A 16,276-nucleotide genomic window follows, 5' to 3' on the forward strand; every position below is an offset into this window, starting at 1 on the left:
GTGTTTGTTAGCTCGGGCGCGTTCTGGATCACGCATTCAGGCACCATGAAACAAGACCGGCGGAGACAACCGCTCGGCCAGCAAAAACGTATGTAAAGGAAAATGACGCCACATGGCTAACGCATCCATGGAGGAATTCGAAGCCCTCCTAAATGAAAGCTTCGAAATGGACACACCCGAAGAGGGTACTGTTGTCAAAGGCAAGGTTCTGGCGATTGAAGCCGGCCAAGCTATCATCGACGTAGGCTACAAAATGGAAGGCCGCGTTGATCTGAAAGAATTCGCAAATCCCGGCGAAGCCCCTGAAATCGCTGTTGGCGACGAGGTCGAAGTTTACCTGCGCGCTGCAGAAAACGCCCGTGGCGAAGCTGTCATCTCGCGCGAGATGGCCCGCCGCGAAGAGGCATGGGACCGTCTGGAAAAAGCATATGCCGACGACCAGCGCGTCGAAGGTGCAATCTTTGGTCGCGTCAAAGGTGGCTTCACCGTCGATCTGGGTGGCGCAGTTGCGTTCCTGCCCGGCTCGCAAGTTGATGTTCGCCCTGTGCGCGACGCTGGCCCGCTGATGGGTCTGAAGCAGCCGTTCCAGATTCTGAAAATGGACCGCCGCCGTGGCAACATCGTTGTATCGCGCCGCGCAATCCTGGAAGAATCGCGTGCCGAACAGCGTGCCGAAGTCATCGGCAACCTGTCCGAAGGTCAGACCGTCGAGGGTGTCGTCAAGAACATCACCGAATACGGTGCATTTGTTGACCTGGGCGGCGTTGACGGCCTGCTGCACGTCACCGACATGGCATGGCGCCGTGTGAACCACCCGTCCGAGATCCTGACGATCGGCGAAACCATCAAGGTTCAGGTCATCAAGATCAACAAAGAGACCCACCGCATCAGCCTGGGCATGAAGCAGCTGCAGGAAGATCCGTGGGATCTGGTTGCTGCGAAATACCCGCTGGGCTCGGTCCATCAGGGTCGCGTCACCAACATCACCGACTACGGCGCGTTCGTCGAGCTGGAAGCTGGTGTCGAAGGTCTGGTGCACGTGTCCGAGATGTCCTGGACCAAGAAAAACGTCCACCCAGGCAAGATCGTTTCGACCAGCCAGGAAGTCGACGTCATGGTTCTGGAAATCGACGGCGCCAAGCGTCGCGTGTCTCTGGGCCTGAAGCAGACTCAGCGCAACCCATGGGAAGTGTTTGCAGAAACTCACCCCGAGGGCACCGAGGTCGAAGGCGAAGTCAAGAACATCACCGAGTTTGGTCTGTTCATTGGCCTCGAAGGCGACATCGATGGCATGGTTCACCTGTCCGACCTGTCGTGGGACGAGCGTGGCGAAGATGCGATCCAGAACTACCGCAAAGGCGACATGGTTTCGGCCGTTGTCTCGGAAGTGGACGTTGAGAAAGAGCGTATCTCGCTGTCGATCAAAGCCCTGGGCGGTGACAAGTTCGCCGAAGCCGTGGGCGGCGTGAAGCGTGGCTCGGTCATCACTGTCGAAGTCACCGCGATCGAAGATGGCGGCATCGAGGTCGAATACGAAGGCATGAAGTCGTTCATCCGTCGTTCGGACCTGAGCCGTGACCGCGCCGAACAGCGCCCCGAGCGTTTCTCGGTCGGTGACAAGGTCGACGTCCGCGTGACCAACGTTGACAGCAAGACCCGTCGCTTGGGTCTGTCGATCAAGGCACGCGAAATCGCCGAAGAGAAAGAGGCCGTGGAACAGTACGGTTCTTCCGACTCGGGCGCGTCGCTGGGCGATATCCTGGGTGCAGCGCTGAAGTCCGGCGACTAAATCTCGGACCTTAACTTGATCAATATTTCGGCCCCGTGCAGATGCGCGGGGCCGTTTTTGTTGCGAATCAATATGTTCCAATTATCCGGGTTATTTCCGGTCATGATCGCTCAATAGGTGTGGAAATCGGGTCTGTGCACTAAAATTCGCGCTAGAATATGGCAAAATAAAGCCAATCCATGCAGAGTATGCGTTCCCCCGATCCGGGTTTTTTCCTATACTGTCAAATCAGTAGACCAGTCACACCGGCCGCCTGGGAGGGTAATGCGCATGATCCGTTCAGAACTGATTCAAAAAATCGCAGACGAGAATCCGCATCTTTACCAAAGGGACGTTGAACGGATCGTAAACACGGTTTTCGAAGAAGTGACGGACGCAATGTCGCGCGGTGATCGCGTTGAGCTGCGCGGTTTTGGCGCGTTTTCAGTTAAGAAGCGCGATGCCCGCGTCGGTCGCAATCCACGCACCGGAGAAACCGTACAGGTCGAGGAAAAATGTGTTCCTTTTTTCAAGACCGGCAAGTTGCTAAGGGATCGGTTGAACGATAAAGCGTAAGCCATGATGCGCTATATTCGTTATGCTTTTCTTGCTGCTTTAGGGATCATTCTGGTCTCTATCTCGCTGGCCAATCGTGAGCTGGTTGAACTGAAACTGATGCCGGACGCGCTGGCAGAGTTGCTTGGGTTCAATTTCTCCACCTCGCTTCCGCTTTTCCTGGTTGTTTTGGGTGGTGTTGTGGCCGGTCTGGTTATCGGCTTCCTTTGGGAGTGGCTGCGCGAGCACAAGCACCGCAAGGATGCGACCGTCAAGCAAAGCGAAGTGCGCAAGCTTGAGCGCGAGGTCAAGAAGCTCAAGAAAAAGCAGAACGAAGGGCAGGACGATGTTCTGGCTCTGCTGGATGAGGCAAGCTGAGGCCGACGATGCCCTCTGATATTCGTGTCAAAATCTGCGGCCTGACCGCCCCCGATCACGTGCGCGCTGCAGCAGAAGCCGGTGCGGGCTATTTGGGTTTCAACTTTTTCCCGAAATCTCCGCGTTATGTGGCGCCTACCGATGTCGCGGCATTGATCTCCGCCGTTCCCGCGGGAGTGGCGAGCGTGGCGCTGGTGGTGAATGCATCTGACGAACTTTTGGACAGCATCACGCAAGCCGCGCCGTTCGATATGCTTCAGCTGCACGGCGATGAGAGCGTTGAGCGCGTTCAGGCGGTCAAGCAGCGCTATGGATTGCCGGTGATGAAAGTCATTGGTGTGGCCGATGCTGATGATCTGGTCAAAATTGACGAATATAGTGAGGTAGCCGATCAGCTTCTTATCGATGCGAAGCCGCCGAAAGATGCCGTACTGCCGGGCGGCAATGGCTTGGCGTTTGATTGGCGATTGCTGGCAGGGCGCAAATACTGGCGCAAACCGTGGATGTTGGCCGGGGGATTGAATCCAGAAAACGTCGCTGAGGCGATCCGAATGACCGGCGCGCAACAGGTCGATGTAGCATCTGGTGTTGAAAGCGCCCCCGGCGTTAAGGACGCTGCCCTGATCCGCGCGTTTATTGACGCCGCCAATTGATCTGACTTCAAAGTGCCTGCGTATCCTCCAAAGAGGGGAAGGATATGCTTGCTGTTATCGGCGGAGTTTCACTCAGGCGATGGTATCACGGGCCAGAGTTCTTTTGGCGCGCGCATCAATCACTACGACAAGCGCGCGGCGACTCGCTGTGCCTGCACGCCGAGGTGTTCATGCACGAAGGGTGTTATTTCTCTTACACCGTCTGGCACGACGTCGAAGCGATGCTGACATTCGCTCATTCCGGGCCCCATCGACGCGTGGTGCGGGCGTCGGCGCGGCTGGCTGAGATCAGTGTATTTTGTCAATTTCCATGTATTGCCGTTCCCAGTCGGGATCAGGCGCTTCGGGTCTGGGAACAGCGCGCTCAGGCAGCGGAATAATACGTTTTGCGATGGCAAATCCCGCGCCTACCTCCTATGAACATCTGGTACGACGAGGGAGATACCCATGGCCAACGATCTTTTCAATTCCTTCATGTCCGGACCTGATGAGCAGGGCCGGTTTGGCATCTTTGGCGGACGTTTTGTCAGCGAAACGCTGATGCCGCTGATCCTGTCGCTGGAAGAGGAATATGATAAGGCCAAGGATGATCCGACCTTCTGGGCCGAAATGGACGATCTGTGGGCCAATTATGTGGGCCGCCCCTCGCCGCTATATTATGCGGAGCGTCTGACCGAGCATCTGGGTGGGGCGAAGATTTACCTCAAGCGGGATGAGCTGAACCACACCGGGGCGCACAAGATCAACAACGTGCTGGGCCAAATCATTCTGGCGCGCCGGATGGGCAAAACTCGCATTATCGCAGAAACCGGGGCAGGGCAGCACGGCGTGGCGACTGCAACTGTCTGTGCCAAGTTCGGCCTGAAATGCATCGTCTATATGGGTGCCCATGATGTTCAGCGTCAGGCCCCGAATGTGTTCCGCATGCGCCTGCTGGGGGCCGAGGTGATCCCTGTCACGTCTGGCCGTGGTACTCTGAAAGACGCGATGAATGACGCGCTGCGCGATTGGGTGACCAATGTGCGCGATACGTTCTATTGCATCGGTACTGTTGCAGGGCCTCATCCCTATCCGGCGATGGTGCGCGATTTCCAATCGATCATTGGCAAAGAAGCCAAAGAGCAGATGCAGAAGGCCGAAGGGCGTTTGCCTGACACGATCATCGCCGCCATCGGTGGTGGGTCGAACGCCATGGGCCTGTTCTATCCGTTCCTCGACGACAAGGATGTGAATATCATTGGCGTCGAAGCGGGTGGCAAAGGCGTGAACGAAAAAATGGAGCATTGCGCCTCATTGACCGGTGGTCGCCCTGGCGTACTGCATGGCAACCGCACCTATCTGCTGCAGGATGATGACGGGCAGATTTTGGAAGGTTATTCGATCTCGGCCGGTCTGGACTATCCGGGCATCGGGCCTGAACATTCCTGGCTGCACGATATTGGCCGCGCCAACTATGTGTCGATCACCGACAAAGAGGCGCTGGAGGCGTTCCAGCTGTGCTGCGCCACGGAAGGCATCATCCCGGCTCTGGAACCCTGTCACGCGCTGGCGCATGTCATGAAGATCGCGCCCGATCTACCTGAGGATCACCTGATCTGCATGAACATGTGTGGGCGCGGGGATAAGGATGTTCAAACAGTCGCACGGTACCTGAACTTCGATATGTCCGACACCGAGGGCCGGGCTGCGGACTAAACCACGCAATCAGGCTTTGCGCCTTTGAGGAACTGTGCCAATTTGCAGCCATGTGCAGCGCATCCTCAAAGGCCGATCCTGATCGGCTGGATCAGAAATACGATCGGGCCGCCCCCGGCTGGGCGGACAAGATGCGTTTGCTCGGGTATTTCGATGCCTATCTGGGGTTTTTGTCTTCAGATCCGCTTGTGGATTTGAGCCGCAATGCGCTGGATATCGGATGTGGGACCGGTGCTTTTGCCGAAGCACGCGCAGTCATTCGGCCAGAGGGACAAATCGCACTGCTTGAGCCATCGGCCCGCATGCTAGATTTGGCGCAATCCGCTTTGCAGAGGCGCGGATCTAACGCATCGCTTATCCAATCGCGTCTGGAAGAGTTTCAGCCGGAGGTCCGATTCGACTGCTTGCTGGCGGCTCATGTTCTGGAACATTGCGCCGATCCCGCAGCCGCGTTGCGCCAAATGCGCGAACTGGTTGAGCCGGGTTCGACACTTTGGCTGGTCGTAAGCAAACCGCATTGGTGTAATGCGATTATCTGGTTCCAGTGGCGGCACCGAACCTATCGGTCAGAAGCGGTGGCAGATATGTTGGCGCGTTCGGGGTGGGATTTGCAATCTGAATACAACTTTCCGACGGGACCTCCGTCACGCACGTCACGCGGCTACCGGGCCCTTGCAATCTAGGATTGGTTGTCGTGCCGTTGCGCCTGTAAAACGCGCAACGGCACGATTTCCAGCGCCCGCTGGTGTGTAGCTTCTAGATGTACCAAGGGCGCGCAGCCTTCGTCATAGGCTTGCAGGAAGCGCGACGCGCACAAGCACCAGCTATTGCCCGGCTTCAGGCCGGGAAAGTCAAACTCGGGGCGCGGTGTACTCAGGTCATTGCCAACATATTTGGAATAGGCCAGAAACTCGGCCGTCATGACGGCGCAGACGGTGTGGCTTCCCTGATCCTCGGGGCAGGTGTTGCACGCGCCATCGCGAAAGAACCCGGTCAGGGGATCGCGTGAACAAGGGGCGAGTACGCCACCTAAAACATTGATGCTGTCTTGCTTTTGCATGGCTGCACCCTATAGGCTTTGCGCGATCTTGCGGAATGTTTCTATGTTCTGCGTGCTGACACCGGGATCGCGGAACTTCCGGTCAGCGCCTGTTGTTACGATCAAGGCGCCACGGGGCCGATCGAAATAGATATACTGCCCATATACACCGCGCGCCATGAACTCACCCTCATGGGCGCCAACGGGTATCCACCATTGATAACCATAGCCAATCTTGCCCGGCTCTGTCGGTGCGCTGGGCCAGGTCGATGCGCTGATCCAGTCCGAAGGTACAATCTGTCGCCCGCCACGCGCGCCGTCCTGCAAAATCAGCTGCCCGAAACGTGCAAAATCCCGTGTTGTAAAGTTGAGGCCGCCCAAGACAAATGCAACACCCGCGCCGTCGGTGATGTAGTAGCCATCCCGCTCTAGCCCCAGTGGTTCGATCACTTTTTCGGTCAACAGATCCGCTACGCTGCGTCCTGATGCACCACGGATAACCATTCCGATCACATGGGTATCGATCGACACATATTGCCATGTCTCACCCGGTGCGACGAAGCTGTCTTGTAACGAGGCGGCAAAGTCATCCAATTCACCCCCCAGCGCCACGACCCGGCCCATGCGGTTGATGTCTGAATTGTAATCCAGATAATCCTCGTCGAATGTTACGCCGCTGGCCATATTCAGCACATTCCGGATCGAGGTGGTCTCATAAGCGCTACCTTTGAGTTCAGGTGCGTATTGCACAACCGGATCGTCCAGCGATGCAATAGCACCCTCCTCCATCAGAATGCCAAACAGAGCGGACAAATAACTTTTCGCAACAGACCAGGAAATCCGCCGATCATCCGGGCCGGAGCCAAGGTAGTATTCCTCAAACCGGATATCGCCGTCCTGCATCACCAATAAAGAGGTTACAGCGCGATCCTCGATCCATTGGTCCGTTCCTTCGGGTAGGTCAAACTCGGGCCCATAGGGCAGCTCCCACGTCGGGCCATCACCGCGCGGTAGGTCGACGGTTAAAAAGGCTTCATCCATATGGGAAAAATTGTGAACAATCTTCTCTTCTGAAAACAATGAGTTCACGGCCATCAGGCGTTGAATCTCTTCGCGTTTCCAAAACCCGACCACCAATGCTGCCAGGGCCAACGCCAATACAATCCGCAGCATCCATTTTAGCGTAGTTCTCATGCGACGCCTCCATCTATCCCGGACATTGGAACCCGGTCCGCCGAATTGCGCAATTGCTACGTTGCGGAATGATTATTTGAACTTATCCAACAGTTTCTGCATCGCCGAACGCTCATCAGGCGAAGATTCAGGCGCGGCTTTGGGCGCTGTTTCGGCGTTAGCAGGTTGTTTTGATGATCTGGGGGGGGTGGTGCGCAAGGCCACTGCATTCATGAATTTTCCGCCTTCATCATTGACCAAATAAGAGGCCCCGTCCGACACGCCGCGCAATACATCTTCCAGCCAGTCCGCATCGGCCTTGGCAAAGTCACTCAGAACATAGGGTGAGACCATCTCTTTCCGGCCCGGATGACCGATGCCCAGCCGTACGCGATCATAGGCTGGGCTGATATGGTCGTGGATCGAGCGCAACCCGTTGTGTCCCGCGTGGCCGCCACCCGCTTTTACGCGCACTTTGCCTGGGGCCAGATCCAGCTCATCATGAAAAACAGTCACATCGGTCGAATCGAGCTTATAGAACCGCATCGCCTCGCCGACGGATTGGCCGGACCTGTTCATGAAAGTCTGAGGTTTCACCAACAGCACTTTTTCGCCGCCCAGACGGCCTTCGGCAATTTCTGCCTGAAACTTGGATTTCCACGGGCCAAATCCATGATCCTCGGCAATCCGATCCAATGCCATGAAACCGATATTGTGTCGATTGCGGGCGTATTTGGTTCCTGGATTTCCCAAACCGACAAACAGTTTCATCGCATTGCCCTTTGCAGTCTCGCATCGCTCTCTCATTGCATGGTTTCAGGGATGGTTTCCAGCCCCGCACCCGCAAAAGAAAACGGGGCCCCGGATGGGGCCCCGTTTCAAATCCGGTACTGATCCGGATTTATTCTTCTTCTTCCTGGCCGATGACTTCAACTTCATCTGCGGCCACTTCTTCCTCTTCACCCTCTTCGTCGTCGCTGGTCGACAGACCGGTGGGTGCCGAGACGTTGGCGATCACGAAGTCACGATCGATGGTCGGCTTGGTGCCGTCGGGCAGGCTGACCGACGAAATGGTGGCAACATCGTTGATTTCCATTCCGGTCAGATCAACGGTGATCTTCTCAGGGATGTCGCCAGCAGTGCAGAGCAGCTCTACCTCAGGGCGAACAACGGTCAGAACGCCACCTTTCTTGATGCCGGGCGCAGCTTCTTCGTTGACGAATTCAACGGGGATGAACAGCGCGATCTTGGTAGTCCGGCGCAGGCGCATCAGGTCCAGGTGGGTCGGCAGGTCTTTGACGACATCACGCTGAACATCGCGGCAAATAACGCGAACGTCGTCGTGGCCTTCAACCTTCAGGTTCCACAGGGTCGACTTGAACCGGCCTGCTTTCAGACGCTTGAACAGTTCGTTGAACGGGATCTGGATCGGCAGCGGCTCTTTGTCACCACCAAATACAATGCCCGGAACCATGCCATCGCGGCGTGCCTGACGAGCGGCGCCCTTGCCTGTCCCCGTCCGTTCCAGAGCTACGAGATCAGGAATCTCTCCAGCCATGATAATTCTCCAATGTTAGGGCGGGCATCCTCCAAGGCTGTATGCCCGCGTGAAGCCGCGTCCTTAGCTTGATTCAGTTGGATTGGAAAGGGCTTTTTGTGGCCCTGTTAATTTTGCGAGGCTCTGCCTCGCGCTCCGGGATATCTTGGGCCAGATGAAGAGCGGATCCTCTGCTTCATCTGGCTCCAAATATCCCGGGGGAGGCCTCCATCGGGCGGCGGCGGCAGCGCCCCCACTTTCCCAGCGACAGAAGGTCAGGCCTGCCAGCGACCTCCAAAATCTTCGGGGATCAGCAAGTTGTGACGGCCCAAGTCAGCCACATTGCGTTCACCGCAGAGCGCCATTGTCGTATCAAGCTCTTTGTGGATGATTTCCAGAGCCGTAGTTACACCTTTCTGACCCATCGCACCCAGCCCATAGACAAAGGCGCGACCAATGAAGGTGCCCTTGGCCCCAAGCGCCAGCGCTTTCAGCACGTCCTGACCCGAGCGAATACCGCTGTCCAGATGTACTTCGACATCATTGCCAACCGCATCCAAGATTTCAGGCAGGACGCGAATTGAACTCAGCGCGCCATCCAGCTGTCGCCCACCGTGGTTGGATACAACAATCGCATCCGCGCCCAGCTTGGCGGCCATCTTGGCATCTTCGGCGTCTAGAATACCTTTGAGTATGACTTTGCCATCCCATTGCTCGATCAGTTTCCCGACCTTGCCCCAATCAAGGCTGGGGTCGAACTGCTCGGCAGTCCATGTTCCCAGTGAGCGGGTATCGGTGATGCTGTCGACATGACCGACGATGTTACCGAACTCGCGTCTTTTGGCCCCCAGCATCTCGATACCCCATGCCCATTTGGTCATAAGGTTGGCGATAGTTTTGGGCGTTAGTTTCGGCGGAGCGGATAGGCCATTTTTGAGATCCTTGTGCCGTTGACCCAGAATCTGCAGGTCAAGCGTGACGACAAGGGCCGAGCATTTCGCATCCTTCGCGCGCTGGATCAGCCGTCTAATGTAGTCGTCATCTTTCATGGTGTAGAGCTGGAACCAGAACGGAGCTGATGTGTTCTCGGCAACGTCTTCGATTGAATTGATCGACATGGTCGAGAGCGTAAACGGCACACCAAAGGCTTCGGCTGCTTTGGCCGCTTTGATCTCGCCATCGGCATGTTGCATTCCCGTAAGGCCCACCGGGGCCAATGCGACCGGCATTGTTACGTCGTGCCCAATCATCTGAGACGCAGTCGAGCGCCCGGTCATGTCAACTGCAACCCTCTGCCGTAGGCGAATATCCTCAAAATCCGAGGTATTCTCGCGGAAGGTCTGCTCGGTCCAACTGCCGCTTTCGGCATAGTCGAAAAACATACGGGGAACGCGGCGTTCATAGATCCGTTTGAGGTCTTCGATATTCGTAATGACAGGCATAGATCAGGCTTTCGACAGATTGGTTAACTTTCTTTACCAATTATCGCATCGTACTGCAATGCCTGTCTGATGCGGTTGGATGCCGCGTCGCAAGAAGCAAAAAACCGCAGCAAGCTGAACGCCCGCTGCGGTGGAATTTAGTCTGAAATCGCAGAAATGATTTAAACGGAGTGCGCGCCGTCAGCCAGAGATTTGACAAAGTCCAAAACCTCAGAGACCGGCTTTCCAGCCCCAATCTGACTGACAATTGCAGACCCAACAACCGCTCCGTCGGACACGCTGGCGATGTTGCGAGACTTCTCTGGCGTGTTGATTCCGAACCCGACGATCACGGGTAGATCGGTTGCTGCTTTGATCCGTGCGACCTCGGGGCCGACATCGGTCGCCTGCGCTTCGGCGGCGCCTGTGATGCCGGTAATCGAGACATAATACACAAAGCCAGAGGTATTCTGCAGAACGCGAGGCAGGCGGTTGTCATCGGTGGTAGGTGTTGCCAAACGAATAAAGTTCAAACCGGCCGCCTGCGCAGGCAGGCAGAGTTCCGCATCTTCTTCAGGTGGCAAATCCACTACGATCAAGCCATCAATTCCGGCGGATTTTGCATCGGCCAAAAAGGTCTCGACCCCTCGGCTGTAGATCGGGTTGTAATACCCCATCAGCACAATGGGTGTTGTTTCATCAGTTTCACGGAACGCGCGCGCCAGATCCAGCGTTCGCTGCAATGTCATGCCACCGTCCAGCGCCCTTTGACCGGCGGCCTGAATGGTAGGGCCATCCGCCATCGGGTCGGTAAAGGGCAGGCCCAATTCGATCACATCGACGCCTGCGCCTGGCAAACCCTTCACGACCTCTAGCGATGTGTCATAGTCGGGATCACCGGCCATCACATAAGCTACAAATGCCTTTTTGCCCTGGTCTCTCAGGGCGGCGAATTTGGCGTCGATACGGGTCATCGGATGTCCTTGCACTCGGGTTTGGACCTGATGTGCAGAAACTTTCGCTGAAAATCAATCCCGCTTGGAAAGCTTGCGATCAGAACGAATAGTGATACCGCAGCAGCAAGGCATTCACGCCGGGATTATCTTCCTGAGTGCTGGCGTTGGATTTATGTGTAATCGCAACAGACAATTTATTGCCGCTTTCCAGCGTATATCCCAGACCCAGCAGGCTTCGAATCTGGAAGCTGCCGCCCAAATCGTTCCGTTCGTCAGATTCGGTGTAATATCCCGGCATGACGCTGCCTTCCACGAACCAGCGGTCTGCGAATGTATATAGCCCGATCAGGCCTGCGCCGATATGCGTGTTTCCATCCGCATCAACAGACAAGGCCGCGCCCCAGGTTGCGCTGAAACGGGTGGCCTCGTGAAAGGGCCGATGCTGATACTCAAGCGAAACAATTGCCTGATCTTCGGCTTCAGCATTTGAATAGTCTGCATAACCCGCGCCAAAAATAATCGATTGGGCCTGTGTTGACGTTGCGGCTGCCAGCGCAATGGCCAATATACCTAGGGATTTCATTGTACCTACTTTGTCCGTCGTTCTTTGATTTGATTTTATTGAGGAATGTAGATGCATGTTTTCAACGCAGGCAAGATCACAATGCGATCCCATTATTGTGATGTGGCAGAATGGACTCGAGCAAGCGAACAGGCACTTTGCCTTGCGCATTGGAGCGGACCTGCCTAGAAGCAGCGCTCGAATGGTATCAGGAGGCCGTCATGGGCTTTAAAATGGGAATCGTGGGTTTGCCGAATGTGGGCAAGTCGACCCTCTTCAATGCGCTGACCAAAACCGCAGCAGCTCAGGCGGCGAATTTCCCGTTTTGCACGATAGAACCCAATGTGGGTGACGTAGCCGTTCCTGATGATCGTCTGGATAAACTGGCCGCGATTGCGTCGTCCAAGCAGATCATTCCAACTCGCATGACGTTTGTGGACATCGCTGGTTTGGTGAAGGGTGCCTCAAAAGGTGAGGGATTGGGCAACCAGTTTCTGGCCAACATCCGTGAGACAGACGCGATTGCGCATGTGCTGCGCTGTTTCGAAGATGGTGACGTGACCCATGTGGATGGCCGCGTTGATCCCGTCGCCGATGCCGACACGATCGAGACCGAGCTGATGCTGGCTGATCTGGAAAGCATTGAAAAGCGCCGCGCCAATCTGGTGCGCAAGCTTAAGGGCAACGATAAAGAAGCCCAGCAGCAGGACCGTCTGTTGGCCGAAGCGCAGGAAATGCTGGAAAACGGTAAACCCGCGCGTTTGGTCGAAGTTTCTGACGAAGACGCTAAGGCGTGGAAGATGTTGCAATTGCTGACCACCAAGCCGGTTCTTTACGTCTGCAACGTGTCTGAGGAAGAAGCCTCCGAAGGTAACGCGTATTCCGCGAAAGTGGCCGAGATGGCTGCAGCTCAGGGCAATGCCCACGTCATCATCAGCGCCAAGATCGAAGAAGAGATCAGCCTGCTCGAAGAGGACGAAGCTCAGATGTTCCTTGAGGAAATGGGTTTGGAAGAACCCGGCCTCGACCGCCTGATCCGGGCTGGTTACGATCTGCTTAAGCTGGAAACCTATTTCACCGTCGGCCCGAAAGAGGCCCGGGCCTGGACCATCCGCACTGGCACCGCAGCGCCGCAGGCCGCTGGTGTTATTCATGGCGACTTTGAGAAAGGCTTCATCCGCGCCGAAACCATCGCCTATAACGACTACATTGCCGCGAACGGTGAGCAAGGCGCCAAAGAGGCAGGCAAGATGCGGGCCGAGGGTAAAGGCTACATCGTCAAGGATGGCGATGTGATGCATTTCCTGTTCAACACGTAAATATATCTGGTTATCGTAGGTTTTCAGAGTGCTTCGTTCAAGCTGCACTGGGTGATCAGCCATCTTCCGTCGGCCTGCTTGTATAGTACATTCAATGAAGTACCCTGGCCGTTCGTTCCTTCACTGTAATGTGCAAGGCACCAACCGACATTGTCGTTGATATCAGCGTGCATGACTTCGATAACTTTGTCTTCCCCGCCTTCCTGAACCCAATCTGAATGGATATTTGCTATGGCGCTCCGTCCGATCGCTGCAGGACCGTATGGCGAATAAAGCTCTGCGTTTTCTGTAAAGTACGAAGCGCATCCCGCGGCGTCTTTTGATCGATACCTATCGACGTAACCGTTATACAATTGCTGAAAAATATCCTTTGCCACCATCGTGCGCTCCATTCGTTCGTACGCTCTATCCATTAGAGGCATGTCGAGCACGCGAGACAAGAACTCTGAGTTACCAGCTAGTAGGCGGAGACTGCGCTGTTCCTCTGGAAAAAAGCGGTTAGAGTTACATTGGGCCAGAAGTTGGAAGTCTAAATCATGATCGAAATCCGTGACCTTCAACTTCTCAGCGCCCTGGCTCGGCATCGTCACTTTGCCAAGGCGGCGGAGGAATGCGGAATATCTCAGCCCGCCTTCTCGATGCGAATCCGAAACCTTGAGGACCGGCTGGGCGTATCCATCGTCCGCCGCGCCAACCGGTTTCAGGGCCTGACCGAAGAGGGCGAGATGATCGTTCTGCGCGCGCGGCGTATCCTCGATGACACCAAAGCTCTTGAACAACAGGTGCTAGCTGCGAAGGGTGAGATCACGGGGACTCTGATCCTCGGCGTGATTCCGACGGCTATCGCATTTACCGGACGTCTGACCAAGCGGCTCCGCGATGCTCATCCCCGCATTGTGACCCGTATCGAGACCATGTCTGCGACCGCAATCCTGCACCGGCTGGACGAAGGCAGCCTGGATGCTGGTATCACTTATGGCGACAGCATCGGCACCGATCTGAGGCAGGTGCAACCGTTGTACGAGGAAACTTATGTACTGCTGGTGCCCTCGCACATGACTGGTGAGACCGGCCCGGTCCCTTGGGCGCGCGTGGCTGAGTTTCCGCTTAGCCTGCTAGAGCCGCAGATGCAGAACCGACGAATACTGGACCGGATATTCGCTGAACAAGGCCTGCATCCGGATGTGGTCGCTGAGACCAGCGGCTTTACCGCCTCGATGGTTATGGCACGCGAGGGGCTGGCCGCCACGGTGATCCCGCGTGTGCTTGTACGGGCGCTGGGTGATTTAAAAGGCACCAAAGTGTTGCCGCTGATCGACCCGGTGGTCAGCAAGCCGATTTGTCTGGCGACCCTGATGCGTGACCCGGAATTGCCTACTGTCGGCGCATTGCGTGACGTGGTGACGTCTTTACGGTGATAATCTGTCGTTATCGTGCGATTGAAATATGCGATTTGACGATATGCTAGTCTGATGAGACACGGGGCCTTAATCGGAGGGCATCATGGCACCACTAGATACCAAGCCATCGGGCGCACCCAAGGGCGTCTGGAAGTCAGGTAAAGGCAAAGGGCGGCACACGCCCAAAGGACGTCAATTCACGGATGAGGCACAGGCTGAAATCGCGCGCCTGTTGGGCGACCGCCCGCGCCGCCGCGACCTGCTAATTGAATTTCTGCACCTGATTCAGGACGAACACGGCCATATCAGTGCCGATCACATCGCGGCACTGGCCGTTGAGATGCGGATCGGACAGGCCGAAATTTACGAGACTGCCACCTTCTATGCCCATTTCGATGTGGTGAAAGAAGACGAAACACCTCCGCCCGCGTTGACCATCCGGGTCTGTGATTCTCTGTCTTGCGAAATGGCCGGTGCCCAGCAGCTGCAAAAGGCGTTGGAGGACGGGTTGGACCCTGCTGAGGTTCGTGTTGTCCGTGCCCCTTGCATGGGTCGCTGCGACACAGCTCCGGTGCTTGAGATTGGTCATAACCATATCGACCATGCCACACCCGAAAAGGTGCAGGCCACGATTGCTGCGGGCGACACCCATGCGCATCTGCCCGACTATGATACCTTCGCGACTTATGAGGCAAGTGGGGGCTATGCCAAGCTGAAAGAGCTGCGCGAAGGCGGCGATTGGGAAAAGGTTCAGGAAGACGTCCTGTCTTCGGGCCTGCGTGGTCTGGGCGGCGCGGGTTTCCCGTCGGGTAAGAAATGGGGCTTTGTTCGTATGAACGAAGGTCCGCGCTATCTGGCCGTCAACGGCGACGAGGGCGAGCCCGGCACGTTCAAGGACCGTTACTATCTGGAACGCACGCCGCATGTCTTCCTTGAGGGTATGCTGATCGCCGCTTGGGCCGTCGAGGCCGAGACATGCTTTATCTATATGCGCGACGAATATCCTGCCGTGCTGGAAATTCTGCGCCGTGAGATCGCCGCGCTGGAACAGGCCGGGATCGTCGAGCCGGGCTATATCGACCTGCGCCGCGGGGCTGGCGCCTACATTTGCGGCGAAGAATCCGCGATGATCGAGTCGATCGAAGGTAAAAAGGGACTGCCGCGTCATCGCCCTCCGTTCGTGGCGCAGGTTGGCGTCTTTAACCGTCCGACTTTGGTGCACAATGTTGAGACGTTGTATTGGGTCACCAAAGTGTGCCGCGAAGGGCCGGAATGCCTCAACAGCACGGAAAAGAATGGCCGCAAGGGGCTGCGCAGCTATTCGGTTTCGGGCCGCGTTGCGAAGCCGGGTGTTTACCTGCTGCCCGCAGGATCGACCATTCTCGACGTGATTGATGCCGCCGGCGGCATGGCCGAAGGTCATGTGTTTAAGGCGTATCAACCGGGCGGGCCGTCGTCAGGTCTTCTCCCCTCCAGCATCGACGACGTCCCGCTCGACTTTGACACATTGCAGCCGCTGGGCACCTTCATCGGGTCTGCCGCGGTTGTGGTTCTGTCTGATCAGGACACGGCCCGCGATGCGGCGCTGAACATGCTGCGATTCTTTGAGGATGAAAGCTGCGGCCAATGCACGCCCTGCCGGGCTGGCTGCGAAAAGGCGGTCAAGCTGATGCAGGCCGACAAGTGGGATCAGAATCTGTTGGAAGATCTGTGTCAGGTCATGGGCGACGCATCGATCTGTGGTCTGGGGCAGGCAGCTCCGAATCCTATCCGACTTGTAATGAAACATTTCGCTGACGAAATCTGAGGGGAGACAGAGC

18 protein-coding genes are annotated in these 16,276 nt (G+C 56.3%); 10 read left to right on the forward strand and 8 right to left on the reverse strand.

The window, feature by feature from the left end; genetic code table 11:
- The first annotated feature begins 112 nt into the window (after nt 1–112).
- From rpsA to ACR0NN_RS07980, 7 genes are all read left to right on the forward strand, one after another.
- Nucleotides 113–1,789, forward strand: coding sequence for a 30S ribosomal protein S1 (gene rpsA, locus ACR0NN_RS07950; RefSeq protein WP_170721393.1), 1,677 nt, complete (start codon nt 113–115; stop codon nt 1,787–1,789).
- Nucleotides 1,790–2,059: 270 nt separating this feature from the next.
- Complete coding sequence (gene ihfB, locus ACR0NN_RS07955) at nt 2,060–2,344, forward strand: integration host factor subunit beta (RefSeq protein ID WP_170721389.1); 285 nt, start codon at nt 2,060–2,062, stop codon at nt 2,342–2,344.
- 6 nt (nt 2,345–2,350) lie between these two features.
- Nucleotides 2,351–2,701: a LapA family protein gene (locus tag ACR0NN_RS07960; RefSeq protein ID WP_170686123.1), complete on the forward strand. Its 351-nt coding sequence runs from the start codon at nt 2,351–2,353 to the stop codon at nt 2,699–2,701.
- 8 nt (nt 2,702–2,709) lie between these two features.
- Nucleotides 2,710–3,354, forward strand: a complete 645-nt coding sequence (locus ACR0NN_RS07965; RefSeq protein ID WP_170721387.1) for a phosphoribosylanthranilate isomerase — start codon at nt 2,710–2,712, stop codon at nt 3,352–3,354.
- A gap of 44 nt (nt 3,355–3,398) precedes the next feature.
- Entirely contained in the window at nt 3,399–3,734 is a 336-nt protein-coding gene (locus ACR0NN_RS07970; protein ID WP_170721384.1) for a hypothetical protein, read from the forward strand.
- 67 nt (nt 3,735–3,801) lie between these two features.
- Entirely contained in the window at nt 3,802–5,049 is a 1,248-nt protein-coding gene (gene trpB, locus ACR0NN_RS07975) for a tryptophan synthase subunit beta (protein ID WP_170721381.1), read from the forward strand.
- 50 nt (nt 5,050–5,099) lie between these two features.
- Nucleotides 5,100–5,732, forward strand: coding sequence for a class I SAM-dependent methyltransferase (locus ACR0NN_RS07980; protein ID WP_170721376.1), 633 nt, complete (start codon nt 5,100–5,102; stop codon nt 5,730–5,732).
- Here ACR0NN_RS07980 and ACR0NN_RS07985 read toward each other — a convergent pair.
- The 7 genes from ACR0NN_RS07985 to ACR0NN_RS08015 form a co-directional block, all read right to left on the reverse strand.
- Entirely contained in the window at nt 5,729–6,109 is a 381-nt protein-coding gene (locus ACR0NN_RS07985) for a DUF2237 domain-containing protein (protein ID WP_170721373.1), read from the reverse strand. The two genes, ACR0NN_RS07980 and ACR0NN_RS07985, sit on opposite strands and share 4 nt — an antisense overlap.
- A gap of 9 nt (nt 6,110–6,118) precedes the next feature.
- Nucleotides 6,119–7,282, reverse strand: coding sequence for a serine hydrolase domain-containing protein (locus tag ACR0NN_RS07990; protein WP_170721370.1), 1,164 nt, complete (start codon nt 7,280–7,282; stop codon nt 6,119–6,121).
- A gap of 72 nt (nt 7,283–7,354) precedes the next feature.
- A complete protein-coding gene (pth, locus tag ACR0NN_RS07995) occupies nt 7,355–8,032 on the reverse strand; it encodes an aminoacyl-tRNA hydrolase (RefSeq protein ID WP_170721367.1) in 678 nt (225 codons plus the stop codon).
- A 130-nt stretch (nt 8,033–8,162) separates the two neighbouring features.
- The gene (locus ACR0NN_RS08000) at nt 8,163–8,819 is read right to left on the reverse strand and encodes a 50S ribosomal protein L25/general stress protein Ctc (protein WP_170721361.1); all 657 of its coding nucleotides are present in this window, start codon (nt 8,817–8,819) and stop codon (nt 8,163–8,165) included.
- 254 nt (nt 8,820–9,073) lie between these two features.
- Nucleotides 9,074–10,240: an alpha-hydroxy acid oxidase gene (locus ACR0NN_RS08005; protein WP_170721358.1), complete on the reverse strand. Its 1,167-nt coding sequence runs from the start codon at nt 10,238–10,240 to the stop codon at nt 9,074–9,076.
- Between the two features lie 161 nt (nt 10,241–10,401).
- Entirely contained in the window at nt 10,402–11,193 is a 792-nt protein-coding gene (gene trpA / locus ACR0NN_RS08010; RefSeq protein ID WP_170686049.1) for a tryptophan synthase subunit alpha, read from the reverse strand.
- Between the two features lie 79 nt (nt 11,194–11,272).
- Nucleotides 11,273–11,758: an acyloxyacyl hydrolase gene (locus ACR0NN_RS08015; protein WP_170721356.1), complete on the reverse strand. Its 486-nt coding sequence runs from the start codon at nt 11,756–11,758 to the stop codon at nt 11,273–11,275.
- A gap of 200 nt (nt 11,759–11,958) precedes the next feature.
- Between ACR0NN_RS08015 and ychF the strand changes: the two genes are divergently transcribed.
- A complete protein-coding gene (ychF, locus tag ACR0NN_RS08020; RefSeq protein ID WP_170721353.1) occupies nt 11,959–13,056 on the forward strand; it encodes a redox-regulated ATPase YchF in 1,098 nt (365 codons plus the stop codon).
- A 23-nt stretch (nt 13,057–13,079) separates the two neighbouring features.
- Here the strand turns inward: ychF and ACR0NN_RS08025 are convergent, their stop codons facing one another.
- On the reverse strand, nt 13,080–13,448 hold the full coding sequence (locus tag ACR0NN_RS08025) for a YybH family protein (RefSeq protein ID WP_480684380.1): 369 nt from the start codon (nt 13,446–13,448) through the stop codon (nt 13,080–13,082).
- 144 nt (nt 13,449–13,592) lie between these two features.
- Between ACR0NN_RS08025 and ACR0NN_RS08030 the strand changes: the two genes are divergently transcribed.
- Both ACR0NN_RS08030 and ACR0NN_RS08035 read left to right on the forward strand, forming a co-directional pair.
- Nucleotides 13,593–14,474, forward strand: a complete 882-nt coding sequence (locus ACR0NN_RS08030) for a LysR family transcriptional regulator (RefSeq protein WP_170721350.1) — start codon at nt 13,593–13,595, stop codon at nt 14,472–14,474.
- Nucleotides 14,475–14,559: 85 nt separating this feature from the next.
- Entirely contained in the window at nt 14,560–16,263 is a 1,704-nt protein-coding gene (locus tag ACR0NN_RS08035; protein WP_170721345.1) for an NAD(P)H-dependent oxidoreductase subunit E, read from the forward strand.
- The last annotated feature ends 13 nt before the right edge of the window (nt 16,264–16,276 follow it).

The sequence above is a fragment of the Ruegeria sp. BA2 genome (assembly GCF_056539605.1).